The organism is Sphingomonas sp. GCM10030256, assembly GCF_042666415.1.
Lineage (GTDB): Bacteria > Pseudomonadota > Alphaproteobacteria > Sphingomonadales > Sphingomonadaceae > Sphingomicrobium.
Map to the genome: position 1 here is coordinate 738,887 of NZ_JBHTDI010000001.1, position 22,510 is coordinate 761,396.

Genomic DNA, 22,510 nt, shown 5'->3' on the forward strand with positions numbered 1-22,510 from the left:
GATTGGCGCGGCCTATAGCCTTGGGCTCCAACAGGGGACAACCCGCGATGTCGCGGAGCACGTTCTCAAACCCCGGCGCGGCGAATGGCTTTCTCCAGCATGGTCATGTCTTCGACCGCGGACACCGGCTCGACCGTTCCGTCGGAACTGCGGCGCACCAGCACCAAAGCGAATTCGCCATTGCCGGCCAGAGCGCCCAGGGGGCGCGGTGCGGACGAGCGGAGCCGCTCCCGGCCGCGCTCCAGCCTTGTGTCGGGCTTGGCGGCAGGCCGGCGGGCTTCGCGCTCCGCAGCGACCAGGCCCTTGAGGCCGCCCGGCTGCTGCTCGACGAACGGGAGGAAGCCTTCGAAATCGACCTTGCACCGCTCGGCATGGGCCAGCGCCGCGGCGAACTCGGTCAGGCGGGTCTTGTCGTAATCGGCGCCGAAGACCAACTTGACGATCGGGGTCATCGGAGCGCGGGCCTGGGCCTTGACCCCGGCATCTTCCAGAATCTCGAGATATTCTTCGGGCACGCGCCGTGTGGCGACCGAGAAATCGTAGGCCATCGACAGGGCGCGATAGAGGGCTGCCCGGCTTCGTCCGTCCGCGGCCTTGCAGATTTCCGCTGTTTCCCGCGCCGCGCATAGCCGGTCGGCCAGGCCGGCATCCTCGTCGAGGGCGATCAACGGTTCGTTCTCGCCCTCATTCTCGCCATCGTGAAGCGGACCGTCTTCCCACGCCGGGTGGGCGTCGGCGGGCGACAGTTCCAGCGCTGGCAGGGAAGCCGCACTCTGCCGCTCCGAAGCCTTCCAGTTGATCACGCCATAGATGAAGTCGATCGTGTCGCCGTCCGACGAGAAGGGCATCAGGATGCCGCGGTAGCAGATTTCCAGCCCGCGCTGGTTCATGAACTCGGCTTCGAAGCCGATCGGAGCGCGGTTGGCGATGATCTGCAGATAATGGTCGGTCAGGCGCGACAGCAGCGACCGGCTGGGCACCTGGGAGATGGTCTGGATCTCGGGCCCAAGCTCACACTCCTCGCGGATCGCCGCACCTATATAAGCGGTCGCCGGATTATGGGGGTCGGCGGTGAAGTCGAGCAGCACGCTGTTAGAGGCGAAATCCTCGATGTTGCCAGGATCAAGGTCCTCGATCGAAGGATAGTCTCTCCCCTCAAGCAGGGAAGTCCAGTAATTGTAGGCGCGAACATGCATGCGCCGCTCGTCGCCGCCGATGGCGATCGTCGTGTCGGCGGCTACCGCCTCGCTGCCGTCCTCGACCGGCGCCTGATCGCCACCGTGAAAATCCATCGAAGCTGCCCCACTTTGCTCCACGTCGGCAGGGTAATGCGGTTCCGCGCGTTACCAAAGTGTTAAGCATGTTCGACTGGACTCGCCCCTGACTCCGTCCATCGCAGGTCGGCCGCGTCGCTGAATCCGCGACACGGCCGATGCGTTGTTGCGCCATGGCCTCGTCCCTGATCCGCGGTGCGCGCTACTGGCCGGAGACATGCGCGCTCGAACTCTGTTTCGAGAGCGGCAGGCGTTATCTCTACCTGTCCGTTCCGCCCGCGGTCGCTCACGGCTTCGCACAAGCCTCGTCGAAGGGTGTGTTCTTCAACCAAGAGATCAAGGGGCGGTTCGACTGTCATCCGCTGAAGGACGAGCCCGTGCCACCAAGACGGCGGCGCCCTTCGGCAGAGCCGCTGCGAGATCGCTTGCGCCGCTCGCTCGAATCCCATCGCCGGGCAGCGAACGACTGACCGGGGCATTGCTCGGAACCTGAGTCCCCGCCTCGCGTTCGTTACGGCAGCAAAACAGGGAGAGAGTGATATGGTAGACGATCTGAACGACGGCCGGGACCGCGAAACGGTTGAGCGCACGACCACCGTCATCGATACCGGCGGCGATCGTGGCAGCGGCGGCGTGCTGGCAATCGTGCTGCTGATCATCGCGATCCTGGCGCTGCTGTTCCTGTTCCGCGAGCAGCTCGGCTTCGGTGGCGGCGACACCACCGAGATCAGCGTTCCCGACAAGATCGACGTGAACATCAACTAACCGCCTCTAACGGGCGGGGACCCGGCCGTGCCGAGAGGCGCGGCCGGGTTTTCACTCGGCCCGCGGGGGACTAAGGCGGGGCCATGCTCAGCAACGCGACGCCGACCTACCTGACCGGCTTTGGCGGTCATTTCGCAACCGAGGCAGTGCCCGGCGCCTTGCCGCAAGGCCGCAACAGCCCGCAGCGCCCGGCTTTCGGGCTCTACACCGAACAGGTCTCGGGCAGCGCCTTCACTGCTCCCCGCCACGAGAACAAGCGCAGCTGGCTGTACCGGATGCGGCCTACCGCCGACCATCGGCCGTTCACCCGTTACGCGGGCGCACCGCGCTTCACGGCGGACAGCGCGACGGAGCCGCTGGCTCCCAATCGCCTGCGCTGGGACCCACTGCCCGCAGCGCCGGAGGGCACGGACTTCGTCGACGGGCTGGTGACGATGGTGGCCAACCGCGACCCTGCCCACCTCGAAGGCGTCGCGGTCCACCTCTACTCCGCCAACCGCGACATGGAGCGGCGGGTGTTCGTCGATGCGGACGGTGAGCTGCTGATCGTCCCCCAAGGTGGGCGGCTGGACATCCTCAGCGAGCTTGGTCGCCTGGAGATCGGACCGGGACAGATCGCCCTGGTCCCGCGCGGCATTCGCTTCCGAGTCCGGCTGCCGGAGGGCAGGGCCACGGGCTACCTCGTCGAGAACTATGGCGCGCCGTTCCGCTTGCCGGACCTCGGCCCGATCGGCGCCAACGGGCTTGCCAACCCGCGCGACTTCGAAACGCCGGTAGCCTGGTTCGAGGACCGCGATGAACCCTTCGAGGTCATCCAGAAATATCTCGGCTCCCTGTGGACCACGACGCTGGACCACTCCCCACTCGACGTCGTTGCGTGGCACGGCAACCTTGCTCCGTGGCGCTACGATCTGTCCCGCTTCAACACGATCGGCACGGTGAGCTTCGACCACCCCGACCCCAGCATCTTCACCGTTCTGACCTCGCCCAGCGAGACCCCCGGCCGCGCCAACGTCGACTTCGTCATCTTCCCGCCGCGTTGGATGGTCGGCGAGGACACCTTCCGCCCGCCCTGGTTCCACCGCAACGTGATGAGCGAATGCATGGGGCTGATCTCAGGCGACTATGACGCCAAGGCGGAGGGCTTCGCGCCCGGTGGCTTGTCCTTGCACAACATGATGAGCGGGCACGGCCCCGACGTCGAAAGCTGGCGCAAGGCATCGGAGGCGGAATTGAAGCCGGTCAAGATCGAGGGGACTTTGGCATTCATGGTCGAAAGCTGCTGGCCATTCCGGGTGACGGCCGAGGCGCTCGGCCGGGCGCAGAGCGACTATGATCTCGCCTGGGCCGACTTTCCCAAGGCCAAGCTCCCGTGAGCGGCCTCGACGAGACTCATGATCCACGCCGCACCAGCTGGGTCGAAAGCGCCAACGGCCACCGCGACTTTCCGGTCCAGAACCTGCCGCTTGGTGTCTTCTCCGCTGACGGGACCAGCCGCCGCATCGGGGTTGCGATCGGCGACTTCATCCTGGACCTGACCGCCGCCGAGGACTTCCTCGACGAGGAATGGCGCGAGGACCTCGCCCACCCGGTGCTGAACGCCTGGCTGGCGCGCGGTCCCGCAGCCCACGGCCAGCTTCGCCAGCGGCTGTCCGAACTGCTCAGCGACGAGCGTTACCAGAACGATCTCGACCTGTGCCTGATCGGCCAGTCGGAAGCGACCATGCACCTGCCGTGCATCGTAGGCGACTACACCGACTTCTACGTCGGCATCCACCATGCCACCAACGTCGGTCGCCAGTTCCGCCCTGACCAGCCGCTGCTGCCCAACTACAAATATGTCCCCATCGGCTACCATGGCCGCGCCAGCAGCGTGCGCGTGTCGGGCGAGCCCGTCATCCGTCCGCAGGGGCAGCGCAAGCCGCCCGAGGCGGTGGTGCCCGAATACGGCCCCAGCCGTCGCCTCGACTATGAGCTGGAGCTCGGCATGTGGATTGGGCGCGGCAACCGGCTGGGCGATCCGATCCCGATCGGCGAAGCGGGCGACCATATCGCCGGCTATTGCCTGCTCAACGACTGGTCGGCTCGCGACCTCCAGGCGTGGGAATATCAGCCGCTCGGGCCTTTCCTGGCGAAGAACTTCCTGACCAGCGTGTCGCCGTGGGTGGTCACCGCCGACGCGCTGCTGCCGTTCCGCCGCGCGCAGCCGCCTCGTCCTGAGGACGATCCGCAACCGCTCGACTATCTGCGCGATGAGGACCCGCAGCCCGCGCTGGGGCTGTCGCTGGAGGCGAGCCTGTCGAGCGAGCGGATGCGCGAGGCCGGCCAGCCGCCGCACCGCCTCAGCCGCGGCGAGGCGTCCGCCGCCATGTACTGGACCGCGGCACAGATCGTCACCCATCACAGCAGCAATGGCTGCAACCTCCAGCCCGGCGACCTGATTGGCACCGGCACCCTATCGACCGACAGCGACGATGGGCTCGGCTCGCTGCTGGAGATCAGCCGCGGTGGGAAGCAGCCGATCACCCTGCCGAGCGGCGAGACCCGCAGCTTCCTGGAGGACGGCGACGAGCTGGTCCTGACCGCCCGGGCCGACGCGGAGGGCGCGGTTGGTATCGGCTTCGGAGAATGCCGCGGAATGATCGTGGGGGTGAGTACGTGAAGCAAGCGGTCATGTCCCGGGTGACGATGACGATCGCCGCGCTTCTCATCGCCAGCCCCGCCGCCGCCAAGCTCACCCCGTCCGAACAGCGAATCCAGGTCACCGTCGCCGCCGAACAGGGTCGCACCCTCGCCTTGCTCGAGCGGATGGTGAACCAGAACAGCGGCACCCAGAACATCGCCGGCGTCGAAGCGGTCGCGCGCCTCGTCCGCGCCGAACTCGAACCGCTCGGGTTCGCCGTCCGCTGGATCCCGCTTGCCGAGACCGGTCGCGCCGGGCACCTGATCGCCACCCGCAAGGGCCGGCCAGACCGCAAGCGGCTGCTGCTGATCGGCCATCTCGACACGGTGTTCGAGCCGGACTCGCCGTTCCAGCGCTGGACCCGGGAGGGTGACAAGGGACACGGCCCCGGAGCCGCCGACAACAAGGGCGGGATCGCCGTGGTCGTCGCGGCCCTTCGCGCGATGGAGGCCGCCGGAACGCTGAAGGGCGCCAACATCCAGGTCGTGCTGACCGGCGACGAAGAGGATGCCGGCTCGCCCCAGGCGCTTGCCCGGCGCGACCTGATCGCGGCTGGCAAGCGAGCCGACGTCGCGCTCGACTTCGAGGGTCTGGCTCGCGATGACGGGCGCGACATGGGATCGATCGCCCGGCGGAGTTCGGGGGACTGGCTGCTGACCGTCACCGCACGCAGCGCCCACTCGAGCGGGGTGTTCGGCGCGTCGGGCCATGGCGCGATTTACGAGCTGACACGGATCATAGATGCCTTCCGCCGCGAGCTGCCCGAGGACAAGCTGACCTTCAACGTCGGCCTGATTGCCGGCGGAACCAGTGCTGTGCTCGACGCCGGCAAGGTCCGCGCCGAAGCGACCGGCAAGCCCAACATCATCCCGCCGGTCGCGATCGCGCGAGGTGACCTTCGTGCCCTCTCCCCCGAACAGATCGATCGAGTGCAGGGGCGGATGCGCGCCATCGTCGCGCAGAACAGCTTGCCGGGCACGCTCAAGGCGGAGATCCAGTTCGAGGACGGCTATCCGCCGATGGCCCCGACGGCAGGCAACATGGCGCTGCTGGCCAAGCTGAACGGCGTCAATGCCGACCTTGGCCTGCCCGAGATGCCGCCGCTAGACCCGGTCAAGCGGGGCGCGGGCGACATCAGCTTCGTCGCCCGCGATGTCGACGGACTGGTCGGCCTCGGCCCGGCCAGCAGCGGCGACCATACGCCGGAGGAGCGGGTCGACATCCCCTCCATCGAGCGGCAGGCGACCCGGGCCGCCATCCTCATGAGCCGTGTCGCGCGCGAGAAGCGCTAGCGCGATGCGGGTCGGCGTCGCCGGAGTGGGCGCGATTGGAGGCTGGCTGGCGGCCCGGCTGGCGCTCGCTGGCCATCAGGTGACCTGCCTTGCCCGCGGGGCGACCTTGGAGGCCTTGAGATCGGGACTGTCACTGCGCGAGGGCGGCACCGACCGGCAGTTCGGGGTTGAGGCGTCGGACACTGCCGCCGGACCGCCGCGGGATCTGGTGATAATCGCGACCAAGGCAATGGCACTGGCGGATGTCGCCGAGATGGTTCAGCCGTGGGTCGGACCGGCCACGTTGATCCTGCCGCTGCAGAACGGCGTACCATGGTGGTTCGTCGACCGGCCACTTGCCGCGGTCGACCCGGATGGTCGGGTCGCCGCCGCGTTGCCGATGCCGCAGGTGATGGGAGCGGTTGTCCATGCCGCCTGCAAGCGGGTCGGTGCTGCCGCGGTCGAGGTCGTCCGCGCCGATCGGCTGCTGCTGGGGGAGCCGGGCGGCGGGCCATCAGAGCGCGTTCAAGAACTCGTTTCGCTGTTTGCGGACGCCGGCATTCCGGCGGAGGCCAGCGTCGAGATCCGCAAGGCAATCTGGTACAAATTGTGGGGTAACATGACAATCAACCCGCTGTCGGCACTGACCCGCGTCACCGCGGACCGGCTGCTTGGCGAAGCCGGGCTGAAGCCGTTCATCCTCTCGGCGATGGCAGAGGCCGCTGCGATCGGCGCCGCCATCGGCTGCCCCATCACGGAAAGTGGCGTGGATCGCATGGGGGTCACCGCCAAGCTCGGCGCGTTCAAGACCAGCATGCTCCAGGATGTGGAGGCCGGCCGGCCGCTGGAAGCGGAGGCGCTGGTCGGCGCACCGCGCGAGATCGCGCATCGGAACGGCATCCCCTGTCCCTCGATCGATGCGCTCTACGGCATGATCCGGCTGCTCGACTCTTCCCGCCAGTAACTTTTTCCTGTCCTACAACTAACCCAAAAGGTTAATTCCGCGACTCTCGGCAACTGAGCGGGAGTGAGTCGCATGACGGACGGTAGCATGATCGAAGAGCTGATCGACGGCCTGATCGAGCGGGAAGGCGGCTATGTCAGCCATCCTGCCGATCGTGGCGGCCCGACCCGCTATGGAATCACCGAAGCGGTTGCCCGGGCGCACGGCTTTGGCGGGGCGATGAGCCATTTTCCCCGCGAGGAGGCTGTAGCCGTCTACCGCCGCCTGTACTGGCTCCGGCCCCGCTTCGACCAGGTTGCCCGCCGGGCACCTCGCGTCGCCGCCGAGCTGTTCGACACCGGCGCCAACATGGGGCCGGCGGTCGCCGCGACGTTCCTCCAGCGGGCACTGACGGCCTTGAACCGCAACGCTTCAGACTACCCCGACCTGACGCCCGACGGGCGGGTGGGGCCCCGAACCCTTTCGGCACTCGACCGCTTCCTGGAAGTGCGTGGAGCCGAGCGCGGAGAAACCGTCCTGCTGCGCGCCCTCGAGGCGCTGCAGGGTGAGCGCTACCTCAGCCTCGCGGAGAAGCGGCCGGCCAACGAAGCTTTTCTCTACGGCTGGCTGGCGAACCGGATTGGTGAGGAAGCGAACTGACCCTTCGTCACCGTGAACATTGTGAACATTTGAACCCCGCGGAGTAGTTGAAATGGCGATCATCGAAGCCGTCGTCGGGCCGCTCACCAAGCTGCTCGACAAGATCATTCCCGACCCCCAGGCCCGCGACAAGGCCAAGCTCGAACTGCTCAGGGTCCAAGGCGACCAGGAGGTGCAGGCGATCAACGAGCAGATGCAGGCGATCGTCGCTGAGGCTGCCGCGGCCGATCCCTGGACCAGTCGCGCCCGGCCGAGCTTCCTTTACATGATGTATGCCCTGATCCTGTGGGCGATCCCGATGGGCCTCATCTCTGCGGCCGACCCCCGCATGGCGGAAGCGGTTGCGCGGGGCATGACGTCCTACCTCAAGGGCATCCCGGACGAGCTGTATACCCTCTTCGGGACCGGCTACCTCGGCTACACCGCCGCTCGCACCTGGGGCAAGGTCAAGGGAGTCGAAGGCTGACCTGTGCGAGCGTTCGACCTGACCGCGGCCGAACGCTGACGGCAGGATCTTAGCGGTCTCACTGGAACGAACAGGCCCGATCGTGCATCTTCGCGGGAGGGAGGGTGCGGATGGGCCTGTTTGATCTGAGACGGAATTGCTGGCGGATCGAGCGGGCGGACAAGGCGGCGGTGATCATCGACGCCTGCGATTATTATCGCGTGATCCGCCAGGCGATGCTCGATGCACGTCATCAGGTCCTGATCATCGGCTGGGACTTCGACCCGCGGATCAAGCTCGACCGGACCGACGAGGCCAACAAGGACGAGACCCTCGGCCGCTTCCTGCTTGGCCTGGCCAAGGCCAAGCCTCATGTCGCGATCAAGATCCTCAAATGGGATTTCGGTGCGCTCAAGACCTTGTTCCGCGGCAGCGCGATCTGGTGGATCATCCGCCTGGCCCTGACCCGCTCGATCACCTTCAAGCTCGACGGGGCCCATCCCAAGGGCTGCAGCCACCACCAGAAGATCGTGGTCATCGACGATTGCTTCGCGGTGTGCGGCGGGATCGACATGACTGGGGACCGCTGGGACAGGCCCGCCCACGCGGACCACGATCCCGACCGGCTCCGCCCCAACGGGCGGCCCTATGGTCCCTGGCACGATGCGACCTCCGCGGTGACCGGCCCGCTGGCACGAGCGCTGGGCGAGCTTGCCCGCGAACGCTGGAAGCGCGCGACTGGCGAGACGCTGCAGCCGGTCACCGAGGCTCCGGAAATCTGGCCGGAGGGGCTCGAAGCGCACCTGATCGGGGCGGAGTTCGCAATTGCCCGCACGCGGGCCGATTATCGCGGGCATGGCGAGATCCGCGAAAGCGAAGCGTTGTTTCTCGACATGATCGCTGCGGCGCAGAGGTTCATCTACGCCGAAAGCCAGTATTTTGCCTCGCCGCGGATCGCCGCCGCGATCCGCGCACGGATGATGGAAGACGATCCGCCCGAGTTCGTCCTGGTCAACCCGATCCATGCCGACGGCTGGCTGGAACAAGTGGCGATGGATGCGACCCGGGTTCGCCTGGGGCAGATCATCGGCCGGTCCGACACTCACAACAGGTTCCGCATCTTCACGCCGAAGACGGATGGCGGGGAGGACATCTACGTCCATGCCAAGGTGATGGTCGTCGACGACCGCATCCTGCGCGTGGGCTCGTCCAACATGAACAACCGCTCGCTCGGGCTCGACAGCGAATGTGACGTTGCGATGGAAGCGGCCGGCGACGACGAGATGAAGGTCATCGCCGGCCTTCGCACCCGGCTGATGGCCGAACATCTCGGCGTCGAGGAAAGCGCGGTGCGGGAGCAGTTTGCGGCCACCGGCTCATTGCTCGCCACCATCGACGCCCTCGGCCATAGTGGCCGCACGCTGCAGCTGCTCGAGTTCGAGAAGCCGAGTGAGGGGCAGAAGTTCATCGCCGACACCGAGTTGCTCGATCCCAAGAACCCGGACCAGATGTTCGAGGGATTCACCCGCCGCAGCCTGTTTCAGGGCTTGCGCGCCCGCTTTCCGCGCCGGCGGCGGCAGGCCTTGTCCAGCGCTTGATGGGACGGCAGCCGAGCCGATCGCGGTGGCGGGGCGTGCCGACGGCGGTGGCGGAAGCGTTCAACCGCCGCGGCTGGAGCCCGGTCGCGCTGCTGAACCGGCTCGATCGCCTGACCCCCGGCCGCGACCGCTCGCGGCTGGCGCGGGAGGGCGTTCCGTACGGCCCCCACGAGCGTCACCGGCTGGATATCTGGGGGCCGCGCGCTCACCTGGACGGCGAGACCTTGCCGGTGGTGATCTTCTTCTACGGCGGCGGATGGCATTCCGGCTCTCGCAGCGAATATGGCTTTGCCGGAGCGGCGTTCGCGCGCCAGGGGTTCATCGGAGTGGTGCCGGACTACCGCCTCGCGCCGTCGGTGCGCTATCCGGGCTTCCTTTGGGACGCGGCCATGGCGGTCCGGTGGGTCCGCAGGAACATCGGGCAATTCGGGGGCGACCCGAACCGGATCGTCCTGTCAGGCCATTCGGCGGGCGCCTACATTGGCGCGATGCTGGCACTGGACACGCGCTGGCTCGACGGAGTCGGGCTGCCGCGCGATACCGTCAAGGCCGCGGTGTTGTTGAGCGGTCCGTATGATTTCGCGCCCTTTCGCGAGCGCCGCGGGCGGCAGGCGTTCGGCCATTGGCCCGATCCGGTCGAGACCCAGCCCATCACCTACGTCCGCCGCGACGCCCCGCCGATCCTGCTGATCCACGGCAGCTCGGACCGGATCGTGTACGCCAAGAACAGCCGGCGCCTGGCGGAACGCCTGCGCGAGCTGGGCGCCCCGGTCGAGCTGCTCGTCTACAAGGGCGCCAACCATGCCGACCCGGTGATTGCCCTGGCCCGGCCATTCCGCGACCGCGTGCCGACGCTGGACGATGCGGTCGCTTTCTTGCGCTCCGCCCTGCCGCCACCCACCTGAAGGACGCATTGGAGCGGGAGCATTCATGGAAAGCTGGCACGGGACGACGATCCTGGGCGTCAAGAAGGACGGGCGGACGGTGATTGCCGGCGACGGGCAGGTGTCGATGGGCAATACGGTGATGAAGCCCAACGCGCGCAAGGTCCGGCGGATCGGCGAAGGCGGCAAGGTGGTGGGCGGATTCGCCGGGGCGACCGCGGATGCCTTCACCCTGTTCGAGCGGCTGGAGCGCAAGCTGGAGCAGCACAACGGTCAGCTGATGCGCGCCGCCGTCGAGCTGGCCAAGGACTGGCGGACCGATAAATATCTCCGCAACCTGGAGGCGATGATGATCGTCGCCGATGCGGAGGTCATGCTGATCCTGACCGGCAATGGCGACGTGCTGGAGCCGGAGGCCGGGATCGCTGCAATCGGGTCGGGCGGCAATTACGCTTTAGCCGCGGCACGCGCTCTGGCGGACTACGAAAGCGACCCGGAAAAGCTCGCCCGCCGTGCCATGGCGATCGCCGCCGAAGTGTGCGTTTTCACCAACGACCGGCTGACGGTCGAAACAGTCTAGGACCACATGAACGACAATCTGACCCCCAAGGCCATTGTGCAGGCCCTGGACGAGCATATCATCGGCCAGGCCGACGCCAAGCGCGCGGTGGCGGTGGCGCTGCGAAACCGGTGGCGGCGGCAGAAGCTCGACCCGGAGCTGCGCGACGAGGTCACGCCCAAGAACATCCTGATGATCGGGCCGACGGGCTGCGGCAAGACGGAGATCAGCCGCCGGCTGGCCAAGCTCGCCGATGCGCCGTTCATCAAGGTCGAGGCGACCAAGTTCACCGAGGTCGGCTATGTCGGCCGCGACGTCGAGCAGATCGCCCGCGACCTGGTCGAGGAAGCGGTGCGGCTGGAAAAGGACCGCCGGCGCGAGCGTGTGCGGGCGGCGGCAGAAGAGGCGGCGATGGACCGCCTGCTGGACGCGCTGACCGGCAAGGGCTCGAGCGAGGCTACGCGTGCCTCGTTCCGCCAGCGCTTCTCCGACGGCAGCCTCGACACCGCGGAGGTCGAGATCGACGTCTCCGAGGCTCCGAACATGGGGCTCGAATTGCCCGGGGCTGGCGGCATCGGCATGATCAACCTGAGCGAGATGATGTCCAAGGCTATGGGCGGAGCGCCCAAGAAGCGGCGCAAGCTCAAGGTCCCGGCCGCCTTTTCCAAGCTGGTGGAGGAGGAAGCCGACAAGAGGCTCGACCAGGACGATGTGAACCGCGCGGCGCTGGCCGATGCCGAGGCGAACGGGATCGTCTTCCTCGACGAGATCGACAAAATCGCAGTCAGCGACGTGCGCGGCGGCTCCGTCAGCCGCGAAGGCGTCCAGCGCGACCTGCTGCCGCTGATCGAAGGAACCACGGTGGCGACCAAATATGGGGCGATCAAGACCGACCATATCCTGTTCATCGCGTCCGGCGCGTTCCACGTGGCCAAGCCGGCCGACCTGCTGCCGGAGCTTCAGGGGCGTCTCCCCATCCGCGTTGAACTGAAAGCGCTGACCGAGGAGGATTTCGTTCGCATCCTGTCGGCGACTCGCGCCAGCCTGACCGATCAATATCGCGCGTTGCTGGGCACGGAGGGTGTGACGATCGAGTTTGCCGAGGACGGCATCCGCGGCCTGGCCCGGATCGCCGCGGAAGTGAACGAGGCGCTCGAGAATATCGGCGCGCGGCGGCTTCAGACGGTGATGGAAAAGCTGCTCGAGACGATCAGCTTCGAAGCTGAGGATCGCCGAGGCGAGACGCTGGTGGTCGATGCCGCGTTCGTCGACCAGCAGCTGGCGGGGATTGCGCGCAATGCCGATCTGAGCCGCTACGTGCTCTGATCGGCCTTCCGGTACCGCCACGTCAGCCCGAGCGGGAACGGTGGCCAGAGGCTGACCTCCACCCCGGCCAGGCGGAGCTGCTGGGCAACCCAGTTGTTGCAGGTGTTGATCGCACTGGCCGTGCCGCGCCCTTCGTAGAAGGCGTCGTTAGGTCCGTAGCCGGGATGGTCGAGGCGGATCGGCTGGCTGCGCCCGGTCAGGACGAATTGCGCCCGCACCGCGGCCCACAGGCGGCGATATTCCTCCGGCCGAAGGCGGATGGCGCGGAGGTCGGCTCCGGGGTGGACGGTCCGGTCGACGTGTACCACCCGCTCGCCGCCAGCGACGCCCGCCCACAACGTGCGCGGGCTGAGGTCCCACCAGGTCGGGGTGTCCAGATACACCCGCCGCTCGCCCGCGCCGAAGCCGAACCACTCCGGTTGAGCAGTGGCAGCGCGGAAATGACCGCCAGGAAAATAAGGCCGCCAGTCGAGCCCCTGGGCGACCGCCGGCATGACGATATCCACATGGATGCCGTTGGAACGGAGATAGACGGTGGTGCCCCGGCCGGGCTCGTTCCACTCACTATTGAGTGGCACCACCGCACCGATCAGCGCCGCCAACAGGTACAGCATGGGCACCATGGCCATTGCCCACAGCACCCGTGTCAGCGTCCTTTTCTTCCGCCCTCGTCTCCGCCGCGCCACCTTGCCCCTTTCGCCACGTCACTTGCCTTGCACCGCCGCGCCCCTTAGATGCGCCCCGTCGCTGCGAGGATTGTCCATCCGGGCATCACGCGGCGGCATCGGTCGGGGCGTAGCGCAGCCTGGTAGCGCATCACACTGGGGGTGTGGGGGTCGCTGGTTCGAATCCAGTCGCCCCGACCATTTAGGCCCGCGAAGGTTTCAACAAACGCCAATGATCAGCACCTTTTCCCTGATGACGGCCGCCGCGGCCGCTCCCGCCGGTGGCGCTTCGCCGTGGATCGGGATCCTGCCCTGGGTCCTCATCTTCGTCATCTTCTATTTCCTGATGATCCGGCCCCAGCAGAAGCGGGTGAAGGAACATCAGAAGGCGGTGGAAGGCATCGTCAAGGGCGACGAGGTGGTCACTGGCGGCGGAATCCGCGGGCGGGTCACGCGCGTGCTCGATGAGCGCGAAGCCGAGGTGGAGATCGCGCAGGGCGTCAAGGTTCGGGTCGTCAAGGCGACGATCAGCCAGGTCCTCACCGCGCCGACGAAGCCGGCCAACGACTGATGCTCGACTTTCCGCGGTGGAAGATCTGGGCGATCACCCTGACGATCGTCTTCGGCATCATCTTCGCGATCCCCAGCATCTTTCCCAAAGCCGAGGTCGCGCAATGGCCGGGCTGGGCGCCCAAGTCACAGATCAACCTTGGCCTCGACCTTGCCGGGGGAAGCCAGCTTTTGCTTGAGGCCGACCTCGCCGACGCCGCCAAGCAGCGGATCGCGGCGATGGAGGACAATGTCCAGACCGAGCTTCGGCGCAGTCCGCGGGTCGCGGTCGGCGATGTCTCGACGTCTGGCGGGCGCATCTCGTTCATGGTCCGCGATCCCGCGCAGCTCGATGACGCGGTCGAACGGATGCGTACCCTGACGCAACCCGTCGGGATGACGGGCGCGCGGACATGGGACGTGGTTCCAATCGACGGCAACCGGGTAGAGATGATCGCGACCGAAGCGGGCAATGCTCAGGCTCTCAAGGACGCGATGACCGTCGCCCGGGACGTGGTCCGCCGCCGGATCGACCCCAGCGGCACCAAGGAGATCACCGTCGTCAATCAGGGCGAGCGTCGAATCCTCGTTCAGGTGCCGGGTGTCGAGGACCCCGAGGCTCTCAAGAGCCTGATCGGTCAGACCGCACGGCTGGAGTTCAAGCTGGTCGATTTTGCTGCCGACCCGGCGCAGGTCGCGCAGGGCCGCGCCCCGGCGGGCAGCCAGGTGCTGCCGATGGCCGACGGCAGCGGCGCTATCGCCGTTCAGCGCCGGGTGATGGTGTCGGGCGAGCAACTCGTCGACGCCAAGCAGACCTTCGAGCAGCAGAGCGGCGCGCCGGTGGTCAGCATTACCTTCAACGCCGCCGGCGCCCGCCGCTTCGGCCGGGTCACGCAGGAGAATGTGGGCAAGCCGTTCGCCATCATCCTCGACGACAAGGTTTTGTCCGCGCCCAATATCAACGAGCCAATCCTCGGCGGTCAGGCGCAGATCAGCGGCAATTTCACCGTCGAGAGCGCCAACGCGCTGGCGATCAGCCTTGCCTCGGGCAAACTGCCGGTGAAGCTCAACGTCGTCGAGGAACGCACGGTCAGCGCCGAACTAGGCAAGGACTCGATCGATTCGGGAACCGTCGCCAGCATCGCCGCCACCGCAGCGGTGATCCTGTTCATGTTGGTCACCTACGGCCGCTTCGGAGTCTATGCGACCGCGGCGTTGCTGGTGAACGCGCTGCTGATCCTGGGCATCATGGCGATCTTCAACGCGACACTGACCCTGCCGGGAATCGCGGGCTTCGTGCTGACCATCGGTGCAGCGGTCGACGCCAACGTGCTGATCAACGAGCGTATCCGCGAAGAACAGAGGCGAGGACGCAAGATCCTCGACGCAATCGATACCGGCTACAAGGAGGCCTCGACGGCCATCTTCGATGCCAACATCACAAACACCATCGCCGCCGCCCTGATGTACTACTTCGGCTCGGGTCCGATCCGTGGCTTCGCGGTGGTGCTGTTCATCGGCATCATCACCTCTGTCTTCACGGCGGTGAACTTCACCCGCATGCTGGTCGCGCTGTGGGTCAAGCGCTCGCGTCCGCGGGAGCTCCACATTTGAAGACCCCCAATCTCCGGTTTGTTTCGCGCGAACCCGACAGACGCCCTGACGCCTCTCGGCTTTGCTCGGCACGAACGGGAGAGAGGGCCGTCAGGATCATGGCGTCATGAAGCTTCTCAAGCTCGTCCCGGACAACACCAACATCGACTTCATGCGCTGGCGTAACATCGCGCTGGCGATCTCGATCGCCGCGACGATCGCCAGCCTCGTGCTGGTTGGCATTCGCGGGCTGAACCTCGGCATCGACTTCGTTGGAGGACAGGTGGTTCGCGCCACCTTTGCCCAGCCGGTGGACATCGAGGAACTGCGCGGCCGCGTGGGGGCGCTGAATGTCGGGGAGGCGAGCATCCAGGAATTCGGCGATGACCGCACCTACCAGATCCGCCTGCCGCGACCGGACGGTCCCGAGTCGGCGTCCAATCGTGTGGTGACTGAAGTCCGCAGCCTGTTGCAGCGCTCCTACCCCGGGGTGCAGGTCGACGCGGGCGAGTCGGTGTCCGGCAAGGTCAGCGAAGAACTGGCGTGGGACGGCGCGCTGGCGATCAGCCTGGCGATGCTCGGGATCGCGCTCTACATCTGGTTCCGGTTCGAGTGGCAGTTCGGCGTCGGCGCGCTGGTCACCCTGTTTCACGACGTGTCGATGATCCTTGGCTTCTTTGCGTTGACCCAGATGCAGGTCGATCTGAACATCGTCGCCGCCTTCCTCGCGGTGGTCGGCTATTCGCTGAACGACACGGTGGTCATCTACGACCGCATCCGGGAGAATCTGCGCAAGTACCGGAAGATGGCGATCGTTCCCTTGCTCAACCTGTCGCTGAACGAGACGCTGTCGCGAACCATCGTCACCTCGCTGTCGATCATGATCGCGCTGGCGGTGCTGCTGTTCCTCGGTCCGGACGTGATCTTCGGGCTGACCCTGGCAATCCTGCTCGGCACCTTCATCGGGACCTATTCGTCCATCTACATCTCGGCGCCGATGCTGGTCTGGCTCGGCATCACGCCCGACAGCTTCATCAGGCTGGACGAGGAAACCCCGGCCGGCGCCAAGGCCGCGGTTTGATCCACCTGGCGGCCGGGCCGAAGACAGGCGGCATTCATCCCACGCGCGTCATTGCGCAGCTTCCCTCGCCCGATGAGCAGCGCTAGAAGGCCATCCATGCTGAAGACGTCCCGTATCGCCCTGGTTCTGGTTGCCTGCGCCGTGGTGCTTCCTGCCGGGGGCTGCGCCCGCAACAAGGTCAAGACCGATACGGCCTATGTAGCGACCGACGTGAACACGCTCTATGGCCTCGCCAAGAAGCGCATGGAGCAAGGGCGCTACGCCGAAAGCGCGAAGCTGTTCGACGAGGTCGAGCGCCAGCATCCCTATTCCGTGTGGGCTCGGCGGGCGCAGCTGATGAGCGCGTTCAGCTATTACATGGCGCGCTCCTATCCCGAGACGATCAGCTCGGCGCAGCGCTTCCTGACCATCCACCCGGGCAATAAGGATGCGCCCTACGCGCATTACCTGATTGCGATGAGCCACTACAATCAGATCGCCGATGTGACCCGCGACCAGCGGGTCACCCAGCAGGCGTCCGATGCGTTCAACGAGCTGATCCGCCGCTACCCGGAAAGCCGCTATTCGGCCGACGCGCGGCTCAAGCTGGACCTCATCAACGACCACCTTGCCGGCAAGGAGATGGAGGTCGGCCGCTTCTACCAGCGTTCGGGCAATTGGCTGGCATCGGTCAGCCGCTTCCGGGTGGTGGTCGACAAGTATCAGACCACCAGCCACACGCCCGAAGCGCTGCTGCGGCTGGTCGAGAGCTACCTGGCGCTTGGTATCCCTGCAGAAGCGCAGAAGGCCGCCGCGGTTCTCGGGCGCAACTACCCCGGCACCGACTGGTACCAGCGTGCTTACGCGCTGATCGGCCGGCACTCGCCGCAGCCCGCCGCCGCAAGCTGAGAAGGGGCTGACCCCGCGCGATGCTGAGGCAACTCGTCATCCGCGACGTGGTGCTTATCGACCGGCTGGAAATCGAATTCGGGGAGGGCCTCGGGGTTCTTACCGGCGAGACAGGCGCGGGCAAGTCGATCCTGTTGGACTCTCTTGGGCTGGCACTCGGCGCGCGGGCTGACAGTGGCCTCGTCCGGACCGGGCAGGAGGGCGCGTCGGTGTCGGCCGAGTTCGAGCTTTCGCCCGCGCATGCGGCGCTTCGGCTGCTGGACGACGCAGGCGTGGAGGTCGAGCCGGGCGAACCGCTGCTGCTGCGCCGCACGGTCAAGGCGGATGGGGGCAGCCGGGCGTTCGTCGGCGGCTCGGCAGCGCCGGCGGCGACCTTGCGCGATGTCGGCACGACCCTGGTCGAAATTCATGGCCAGCATGACGACCGCGGCCTGCTGAACCCCAAGGGTCATCGCGCGCTGCTCGACGCCTTCGGGCGCATCGACTCGCGGGAGGCGGCGGCGGCGTGGGCGGAGGTCCAGCGTCTGTCCGCCACGCTGGAGGAGCAGCGCCGTCGCACTGCCGAAGCGGAGCGCGACCGTGATTATCTGGCCCACGCCGCCGGGGAGATCGCCGCCCTCGCCCCGGAAGCGGGCGAGGAAACGCTGCTGGCCGAACAGCGCGCCGCCATGCAGGCCGGAGCCAAGGCGGGGGAAGCTTTGACCGGACTCGATGACCTGCTCGGCGGTTCGGACGGCGCCCTGGCGCAGTTGCGGCTCGCTGCGCGCAGGATAGAGCGCGGCGCAGCGGACCATCCGTTGCTCGCCGATGCGCTTGCTGCGCTGGACCGGGCACTGATCGAGGGCAGCGAAGCGGAGGACAAGATCACTCGGGCGGCCGATGCACTGGCCTTCGATCCGGCTCGCCTCGATGTGGTAGAAGCCCGGCTGTTCGATATTCGCGCGCTTGCCCGCAAGCATCGGGTGGACGCCGATGCACTCGCCGCCCTCGGCGAGGAGATGCAGGCGAAGCTTGCGGCCATCGATGCCGGCAGTCAGCAGATTGCCGAGTTGGAGCAGGCGCTGGAGCAGGCGCGCGCCGCCTTCGATGCTGCCGCGGCGCAGTTAACGGTCGCCCGCACCACTGCGGCGGCAAGGCTGGACGCCGCGGTGGAGCGGGAACTTGCGCCGTTGAAGCTTGAGGCCGCGCGGCTCCGCACGGCGGTCAGTGCAGCGGAACCGGGGCCGGCTGGCGCGGACCGGGTCGAGTTTGAGGTTTCCACCAATCCTGGCGCGCCGTTTGGACCGCTCACCAAGATCGCGTCGGGCGGCGAGCTGTCGCGCTTCATTCTCGCGCTCAAGGTGGCGTTGGCGGAGGCGGGCGGGGCAACCACCATGATCTTCGACGAGATCGACCGCGGCGTCGGCGGTGCGGTGGCGAGCGCGATCGGCGAGCGGCTGGCGCGGCTGGCGCAGCAATCGCAGCTGCTGGTGGTCACCCATTCGCCGCAGGTGGCGGCGCGGGCGGCGCATCATTACCGGATCGAGAAGAGCCACGGCCCAGGTGGCACACGGACCACTGTCCGCAAGCTGGGCACCGACGAGCGCCGCGAAGAGATTGCACGAATGCTGTCGGGCGCGGCAGTGACGGACGAAGCGCGGGCGCAGGCCGCGCGGCTATTGGAGGCAGCATGAGCGAACAGGGGATTTCACAGGAGTTCCGGGGCGAAGCGCTGGAGCATGTGTTCGTGCCGACAGCCGGCGAGGCGCGGGCCACGGTAGTGGTGGTGCCGACGGTGATGGGCGTCACCGACCTGGAGCGCGGCTTTGCCCGCCGGCTGAACGAAGGCGGCTACCACGCATTCATCGCCGACCTGTTCGGCAAGGCGTTCCGGGACGCGCCGCGCGACACGATGTTCGGTGAGATGGGACGGCTGAAGGGCGACCGCGAAGCGCTACGCGACCGGATGTTGGCGGTGGTCGAATCCGCGCGGCAGCAACAAGGTGTGGACGCGAGCCGGATCGCCGCCATCGGCTTCTGCTTCGGCGGGCTGTGCGTGCTCGATCTCGCCCGGAGCGGCGCGGACGTGGCAGGCGTGGCCAGCTTCCACGGCCTGTTCGATCCGCCGGGCCTCGCTCCGCGACCGATCAAGGCGAAAGTCGCGGCCTACCACGGCTGGGACGACCCGATGGTGCCGCCGGACGCCGTGGTTGCACTCGGCAAGGAGCTGACGGAGGCAGGCTGCGACTGGCAGATCCATGCCTATGGCCACACAGGCCATGGCTTCACCAATCCCAAGGCGCATGAGATCGGGATCGAGGGCGTCGAATATCAGGCGGCGGCTGCGCGGCGCAGCTGGGCTTCGCTGGAGCTGTTCCTGGACGAGCTGTTCGGCTGAGGTGGCGACACAGGACCTGAGCGAAGCGGAGGCCGCCAATCGCCTGATGCGGCTGGCGCGGGAGATTGCGCGCCACAACCGGCTCTACCACGACCGTGACGCGCCGGAGATCAGCGACGCCGACTATGACGCGCTGGTCCGCGAGAATGCCGAGCTGGAGGCGCGCTTCCCCCATCTGGTCCGCGCGGACTCGCCGTCCACGGTAGTCGGCGCGGCGCCTTCGTCAGCACTCGCCAAGGTCACGCACGCGCGGCCGATGCTCAGCCTGGAGAATGGCTTTTCGGCCGAGGAGGTGCGGGAGTTCGTCGCCCGGGTGCGGCGTTTCCTCAATCTGGCAGGGGATGAGCCGGTAGCGCTGACCGCCGAGCCGAAGATCGACGGGCTGAGTTGCTCGCTGCGGTACGAGGGCGGCGCGCTTGTGCTGGCCGCGACCCGGGGCGACGGAACGATCGGCGAGGACGTGACCGCGAATGTTCGGACCATCGGGGATGTGCCGCAGGAGCTGACCGGCGCACCCCGCATCCTTGAGGTGCGCGGCGAGGTGTACATGTCCAAGGCGGACTTCGCCGCACTGAACGAGCGGCAGCAGGCGAGTGGGGGGAAGGTGTTCGCCAATCCGCGCAATTCCGCGGCGGGGTCGCTCCGGCAAAAGGACCCGGACGTCACTGCGGCGCGGCCGCTGCGCTTCCTGGCCCATGGGTGGGGCGAGATCAGCGAGCCGCTCGCCGGAACCCAGCACGAGGCGGTAGACCGGCTCCGGGCGCTCGGCTTTCCCGTCGAACGGCTGTTCCGCCGCTGCGAGAGCGTGGAAGAGGCTCTCGAGCATTATGCCGCGATCGAGCATGCCCGCGCCGACCTGCCATTCGACATCGACGGGGTTGTCTACAAGGTCGACCGGCTCGATTGGCAGGAGCGGTTGGGGCAGGTCGCCCGGGCGCCACGGTGGGCGCTGGCGCACAAGTTTCCGGCGGAGCAAGCCGAGACCAGGCTGGAAAAGATCGAGATCCAGGTCGGCCGCACCGGCAAGCTGACCCCGGTCGGGCGGCTGACCCCGGTGGGCGTCGGTGGCGTGATCGTCTCCAATGTGACGCTGCACAACCGCGACGAGATCACCCGGTTGGGTTTGCGCGAGGGCGACCGGGTGCGGGTGCAGCGGGCCGGCGACGTCATCCCCCAGGTGGTCGAAAATCTGACGCGGGAGGAGCCGCGCGAACCCTACCTATTCCCCGATCACTGCCCGCAATGCGGGTCCGAAGCGGTGGCCGAGGAGGGCGAGGTCGACGTCCGCTGCACCGGCGGCCTGATCTGCCCGGCGCAGCGGTTCGAGCGGCTGCGGCACTTCGTCAGCCGAGGGGCGATGGACATCGAGGGGCTGGGCGAGAAGACGATTGCCGAGTTCCTGGGCCTCGGCTGGCTGCAGGGTCCGGCGGACATCTGGCGGTTGGCCCAGCATCGCTCCGATCTGCTCGGCCGCGAGGGGTGGAAGGAGAAGAGCGTCGACAATCTCCTCGCCGCGATTCAGGCGAAGAAGGGGTTCGACCCGGCCAGGCTGCTGTTTGGGCTCGGCATTCGCCACGTCGGCATCGTTACCGCCCGCGACTTGATGAAGTGCTTCGGGACAATCCAGGCGCTGGAAGCGGCGGCGACAGGCGGGAATGCTCAAGCCGAACTGTCCGCGGTCGAGGGCGTCGGCCCGGTGGTCGCCGAGGCCCTGCACGACTTCTTCCACGAGCCGCACAATCGCGAGGAGCTGGCGGACCTGCTTGCCGTCGCGCAGCCAGCGGCCTTCGTCAGCACCGCCCGGGAGACGGAGTGGACCGGCAAGACGATCGTCTTCACCGGGAGCCTCCAGACCATGAGCCGCGACGAGGCCAAGGCGCAAGCGGAGCGGCTTGGCGCACGCGCGGCGGGATCGGTCAGTGCCAAGACGGATCTGGTAGTCGCAGGGCCGGGGGCCGGGTCCAAGCTCAAGAAGGCCGAGGAACTTGGTGTTCGGGTGATCGGCGAGGAGGATTGGGCGCGGATCGTCGCCGAGGCGTGACCGATCGGAACCCGAGGGTGGCCGCCGGCGAATGTTCACAATGTTCACGGTGACGGCGGCGAAAAACCGCCATTTGCGCGCTGCGAGCGGGGTTGTCGCTTATTGAGCCGAGCGGGTGTTGTCGATTTCAAAGAGCCGGGCGGCAGGCCGCTAGGGCGACTGGAGCAGGCCAAATCCTATTGTTCAACGAATGTCTGCTTTGGGTGGAAAGCGGACGTTAGCGGGCCTTCGACGGTAGGGGGTCGTAGAGAACTGAGTCGGTGTGTTTCGCCCGGATGGCTGTCAGCTCCTCGACCGTGAGCGGCTTGGCTGGCTGGCCGGCTGGCACAGATATGTCCCGCTGGTATTTGTCGAAGCCCGGACGTGAGAAGATCGCCATCAGCGATATAGGCTGCTTGCCGTCATTGGTCAGGCGCACGCCTGTGTGGGGTGGCATGAAGATGATGGTGCCGGGGCCAACTTTGGCTTGCTTCCCGTCCAGCCACGCCGTGCCCGTCCCGGCATGAATGAAGAGGATCTCCTCGGAGTGCGGATGTCGGTGTGGTGAGATGGTCTGGCCGACGGGCACGTCCTCTGTGAAGATGACGAAGTCCTTGGCTCCGCCGTTCTGCTCATCCACCTTGATGAGGAACGGAGCGGCCAGTGTGGAAAGCGACGACGGCGGCGGACGCCGCATCCGCGGCTCGCCATCACCGGGCTGAAGGACGAGCGGTTTGCTTGCACCCGCAGCGGTCGGCTCCTGATGCGGTTGAGCAATGACCGGTGCCCCGCAGAGCAGTGCGGCGATAGCAAATAGAAGCGGCGAGCAGCGGTTCATCATCGGAGCACCTCCGCTACACTGGTTAACATGATTGCTGGCCGAGTGTCTGCTTTGGGTCGAAAGCTGCCACTACGCCGCTAACGGCAGG

22 protein-coding genes and 1 tRNA gene are annotated in these 22,510 nt (G+C 67.0%); 20 read left to right on the top strand and 3 right to left on the bottom strand.

The features are described 5' to 3' along the window. Positions 1-65: 65 nt before the first annotated feature. Complete coding sequence (locus ACFQPG_RS03545; protein WP_380810354.1) at positions 66-1,292, bottom strand: hypothetical protein; 1,227 nt, start codon at positions 1,290-1,292, stop codon at positions 66-68. Positions 1,293-1,447: 155 nt separating this feature from the next. On the opposite strand from ACFQPG_RS03545, the gene ACFQPG_RS03550 reads away from it, so the two are divergent. The 12 genes from ACFQPG_RS03550 to hslU all read left to right on the top strand — a co-directional run bounded on the left by ACFQPG_RS03550 (position 1,448) and on the right by hslU (position 12,408). Beyond that, positions 1,448-1,744, top strand: a complete 297-nt coding sequence (locus ACFQPG_RS03550) for a KTSC domain-containing protein (RefSeq protein WP_380810357.1) — start codon at positions 1,448-1,450, stop codon at positions 1,742-1,744. Between the two features lie 70 nt (positions 1,745-1,814). Then, the gene (locus tag ACFQPG_RS03555; RefSeq protein WP_380810358.1) at positions 1,815-2,039 is read left to right on the top strand and encodes a hypothetical protein; all 225 of its coding nucleotides are present in this window, start codon (positions 1,815-1,817) and stop codon (positions 2,037-2,039) included. A gap of 83 nt (positions 2,040-2,122) precedes the next feature. Continuing rightward, a complete protein-coding gene (gene hmgA / locus ACFQPG_RS03560; RefSeq protein WP_380810360.1) occupies positions 2,123-3,415 on the top strand; it encodes a homogentisate 1,2-dioxygenase in 1,293 nt (430 codons plus the stop codon). Then, complete coding sequence (gene fahA, locus ACFQPG_RS03565; RefSeq protein WP_380810361.1) at positions 3,412-4,701, top strand: fumarylacetoacetase; 1,290 nt, start codon at positions 3,412-3,414, stop codon at positions 4,699-4,701. The genes hmgA and fahA overlap by 4 nt, the downstream gene beginning before the upstream one ends. 11 nt (positions 4,702-4,712) lie before the next feature. Continuing rightward, positions 4,713-6,014: a M20/M25/M40 family metallo-hydrolase gene (locus ACFQPG_RS03570; protein WP_380810363.1), complete on the top strand. Its 1,302-nt coding sequence runs from the start codon at positions 4,713-4,715 to the stop codon at positions 6,012-6,014. Between the two features lie 4 nt (positions 6,015-6,018). Further along, a complete protein-coding gene (locus ACFQPG_RS03575; protein ID WP_380810365.1) occupies positions 6,019-6,957 on the top strand; it encodes a ketopantoate reductase family protein in 939 nt (312 codons plus the stop codon). A gap of 72 nt (positions 6,958-7,029) precedes the next feature. Then, a complete protein-coding gene (locus ACFQPG_RS03580) occupies positions 7,030-7,596 on the top strand; it encodes a glycoside hydrolase family 108 protein (RefSeq protein ID WP_380810367.1) in 567 nt (188 codons plus the stop codon). Between the two features lie 52 nt (positions 7,597-7,648). Further along, positions 7,649-8,062 (top strand): holin family protein, encoded by a 414-nt coding sequence (locus ACFQPG_RS03585; protein ID WP_380810369.1) that lies wholly within the window; start codon positions 7,649-7,651, stop codon positions 8,060-8,062. A gap of 110 nt (positions 8,063-8,172) precedes the next feature. Then, entirely contained in the window at positions 8,173-9,639 is a 1,467-nt protein-coding gene (locus tag ACFQPG_RS03590) for a phospholipase D-like domain-containing protein (RefSeq protein WP_380810371.1), read from the top strand. Beyond that, positions 9,639-10,544, top strand: coding sequence for an alpha/beta hydrolase (locus ACFQPG_RS03595; RefSeq protein WP_380810373.1), 906 nt, complete (start codon positions 9,639-9,641; stop codon positions 10,542-10,544). The genes ACFQPG_RS03590 and ACFQPG_RS03595 overlap by 1 nt, the downstream gene beginning before the upstream one ends. Before the next feature lie 25 nt (positions 10,545-10,569). Then, positions 10,570-11,103 carry an ATP-dependent protease subunit HslV gene (hslV, locus tag ACFQPG_RS03600; protein ID WP_380810374.1) on the top strand — a complete coding sequence of 178 codons (534 nt, stop codon included), beginning with the start codon at positions 10,570-10,572 and terminating at the stop codon, positions 11,101-11,103. Between the two features lie 6 nt (positions 11,104-11,109). Continuing rightward, the gene (gene hslU, locus ACFQPG_RS03605; protein ID WP_380810376.1) at positions 11,110-12,408 is read left to right on the top strand and encodes an ATP-dependent protease ATPase subunit HslU; all 1,299 of its coding nucleotides are present in this window, start codon (positions 11,110-11,112) and stop codon (positions 12,406-12,408) included. Here hslU and ACFQPG_RS03610 read toward each other — a convergent pair. After that, complete coding sequence (locus ACFQPG_RS03610; RefSeq protein ID WP_380810378.1) at positions 12,396-13,037, bottom strand: TIGR02117 family protein; 642 nt, start codon at positions 13,035-13,037, stop codon at positions 12,396-12,398. The genes hslU and ACFQPG_RS03610 overlap by 13 nt on opposite strands. 160 nt (positions 13,038-13,197) lie before the next feature. On the opposite strand from ACFQPG_RS03610, the gene ACFQPG_RS03615 reads away from it, so the two are divergent. The 8 genes from ACFQPG_RS03615 to ligA all read left to right on the top strand — a co-directional run bounded on the left by ACFQPG_RS03615 (position 13,198) and on the right by ligA (position 21,602). Beyond that, positions 13,198-13,274 (top strand) — tRNA-Pro (locus ACFQPG_RS03615). Between the two features lie 31 nt (positions 13,275-13,305). Then, the gene (gene yajC / locus ACFQPG_RS03620) at positions 13,306-13,644 is read left to right on the top strand and encodes a preprotein translocase subunit YajC (RefSeq protein ID WP_380810379.1); all 339 of its coding nucleotides are present in this window, start codon (positions 13,306-13,308) and stop codon (positions 13,642-13,644) included. After that, positions 13,644-15,236: a protein translocase subunit SecD gene (secD, locus tag ACFQPG_RS03625; RefSeq protein WP_380810381.1), complete on the top strand. Its 1,593-nt coding sequence runs from the start codon at positions 13,644-13,646 to the stop codon at positions 15,234-15,236. Before yajC ends, secD begins: the two co-directional genes overlap by 1 nt. Positions 15,237-15,342: 106 nt before the next feature. Then, positions 15,343-16,296: a protein translocase subunit SecF gene (gene secF, locus ACFQPG_RS03630; protein ID WP_380810382.1), complete on the top strand. Its 954-nt coding sequence runs from the start codon at positions 15,343-15,345 to the stop codon at positions 16,294-16,296. Between the two features lie 96 nt (positions 16,297-16,392). Then, entirely contained in the window at positions 16,393-17,184 is a 792-nt protein-coding gene (locus ACFQPG_RS03635) for an outer membrane protein assembly factor BamD (protein WP_380810384.1), read from the top strand. Positions 17,185-17,204: 20 nt separating this feature from the next. Beyond that, complete coding sequence (gene recN, locus ACFQPG_RS03640) at positions 17,205-18,857, top strand: DNA repair protein RecN (RefSeq protein ID WP_380810386.1); 1,653 nt, start codon at positions 17,205-17,207, stop codon at positions 18,855-18,857. After that, complete coding sequence (locus tag ACFQPG_RS03645; protein WP_380810388.1) at positions 18,854-19,561, top strand: dienelactone hydrolase family protein; 708 nt, start codon at positions 18,854-18,856, stop codon at positions 19,559-19,561. The genes recN and ACFQPG_RS03645 overlap by 4 nt, the downstream gene beginning before the upstream one ends. Positions 19,562-19,607: 46 nt before the next feature. Continuing rightward, positions 19,608-21,602 (top strand): NAD-dependent DNA ligase LigA, encoded by a 1,995-nt coding sequence (ligA, locus tag ACFQPG_RS03650; protein WP_380811695.1) that lies wholly within the window; start codon positions 19,608-19,610, stop codon positions 21,600-21,602. 217 nt (positions 21,603-21,819) lie between these two features. Here ligA and ACFQPG_RS03655 read toward each other — a convergent pair whose 3' ends face one another. Then, entirely contained in the window at positions 21,820-22,422 is a 603-nt protein-coding gene (locus ACFQPG_RS03655) for a cupin domain-containing protein (RefSeq protein ID WP_380810390.1), read from the bottom strand. Positions 22,423-22,510 lie beyond the last annotated feature (88 nt).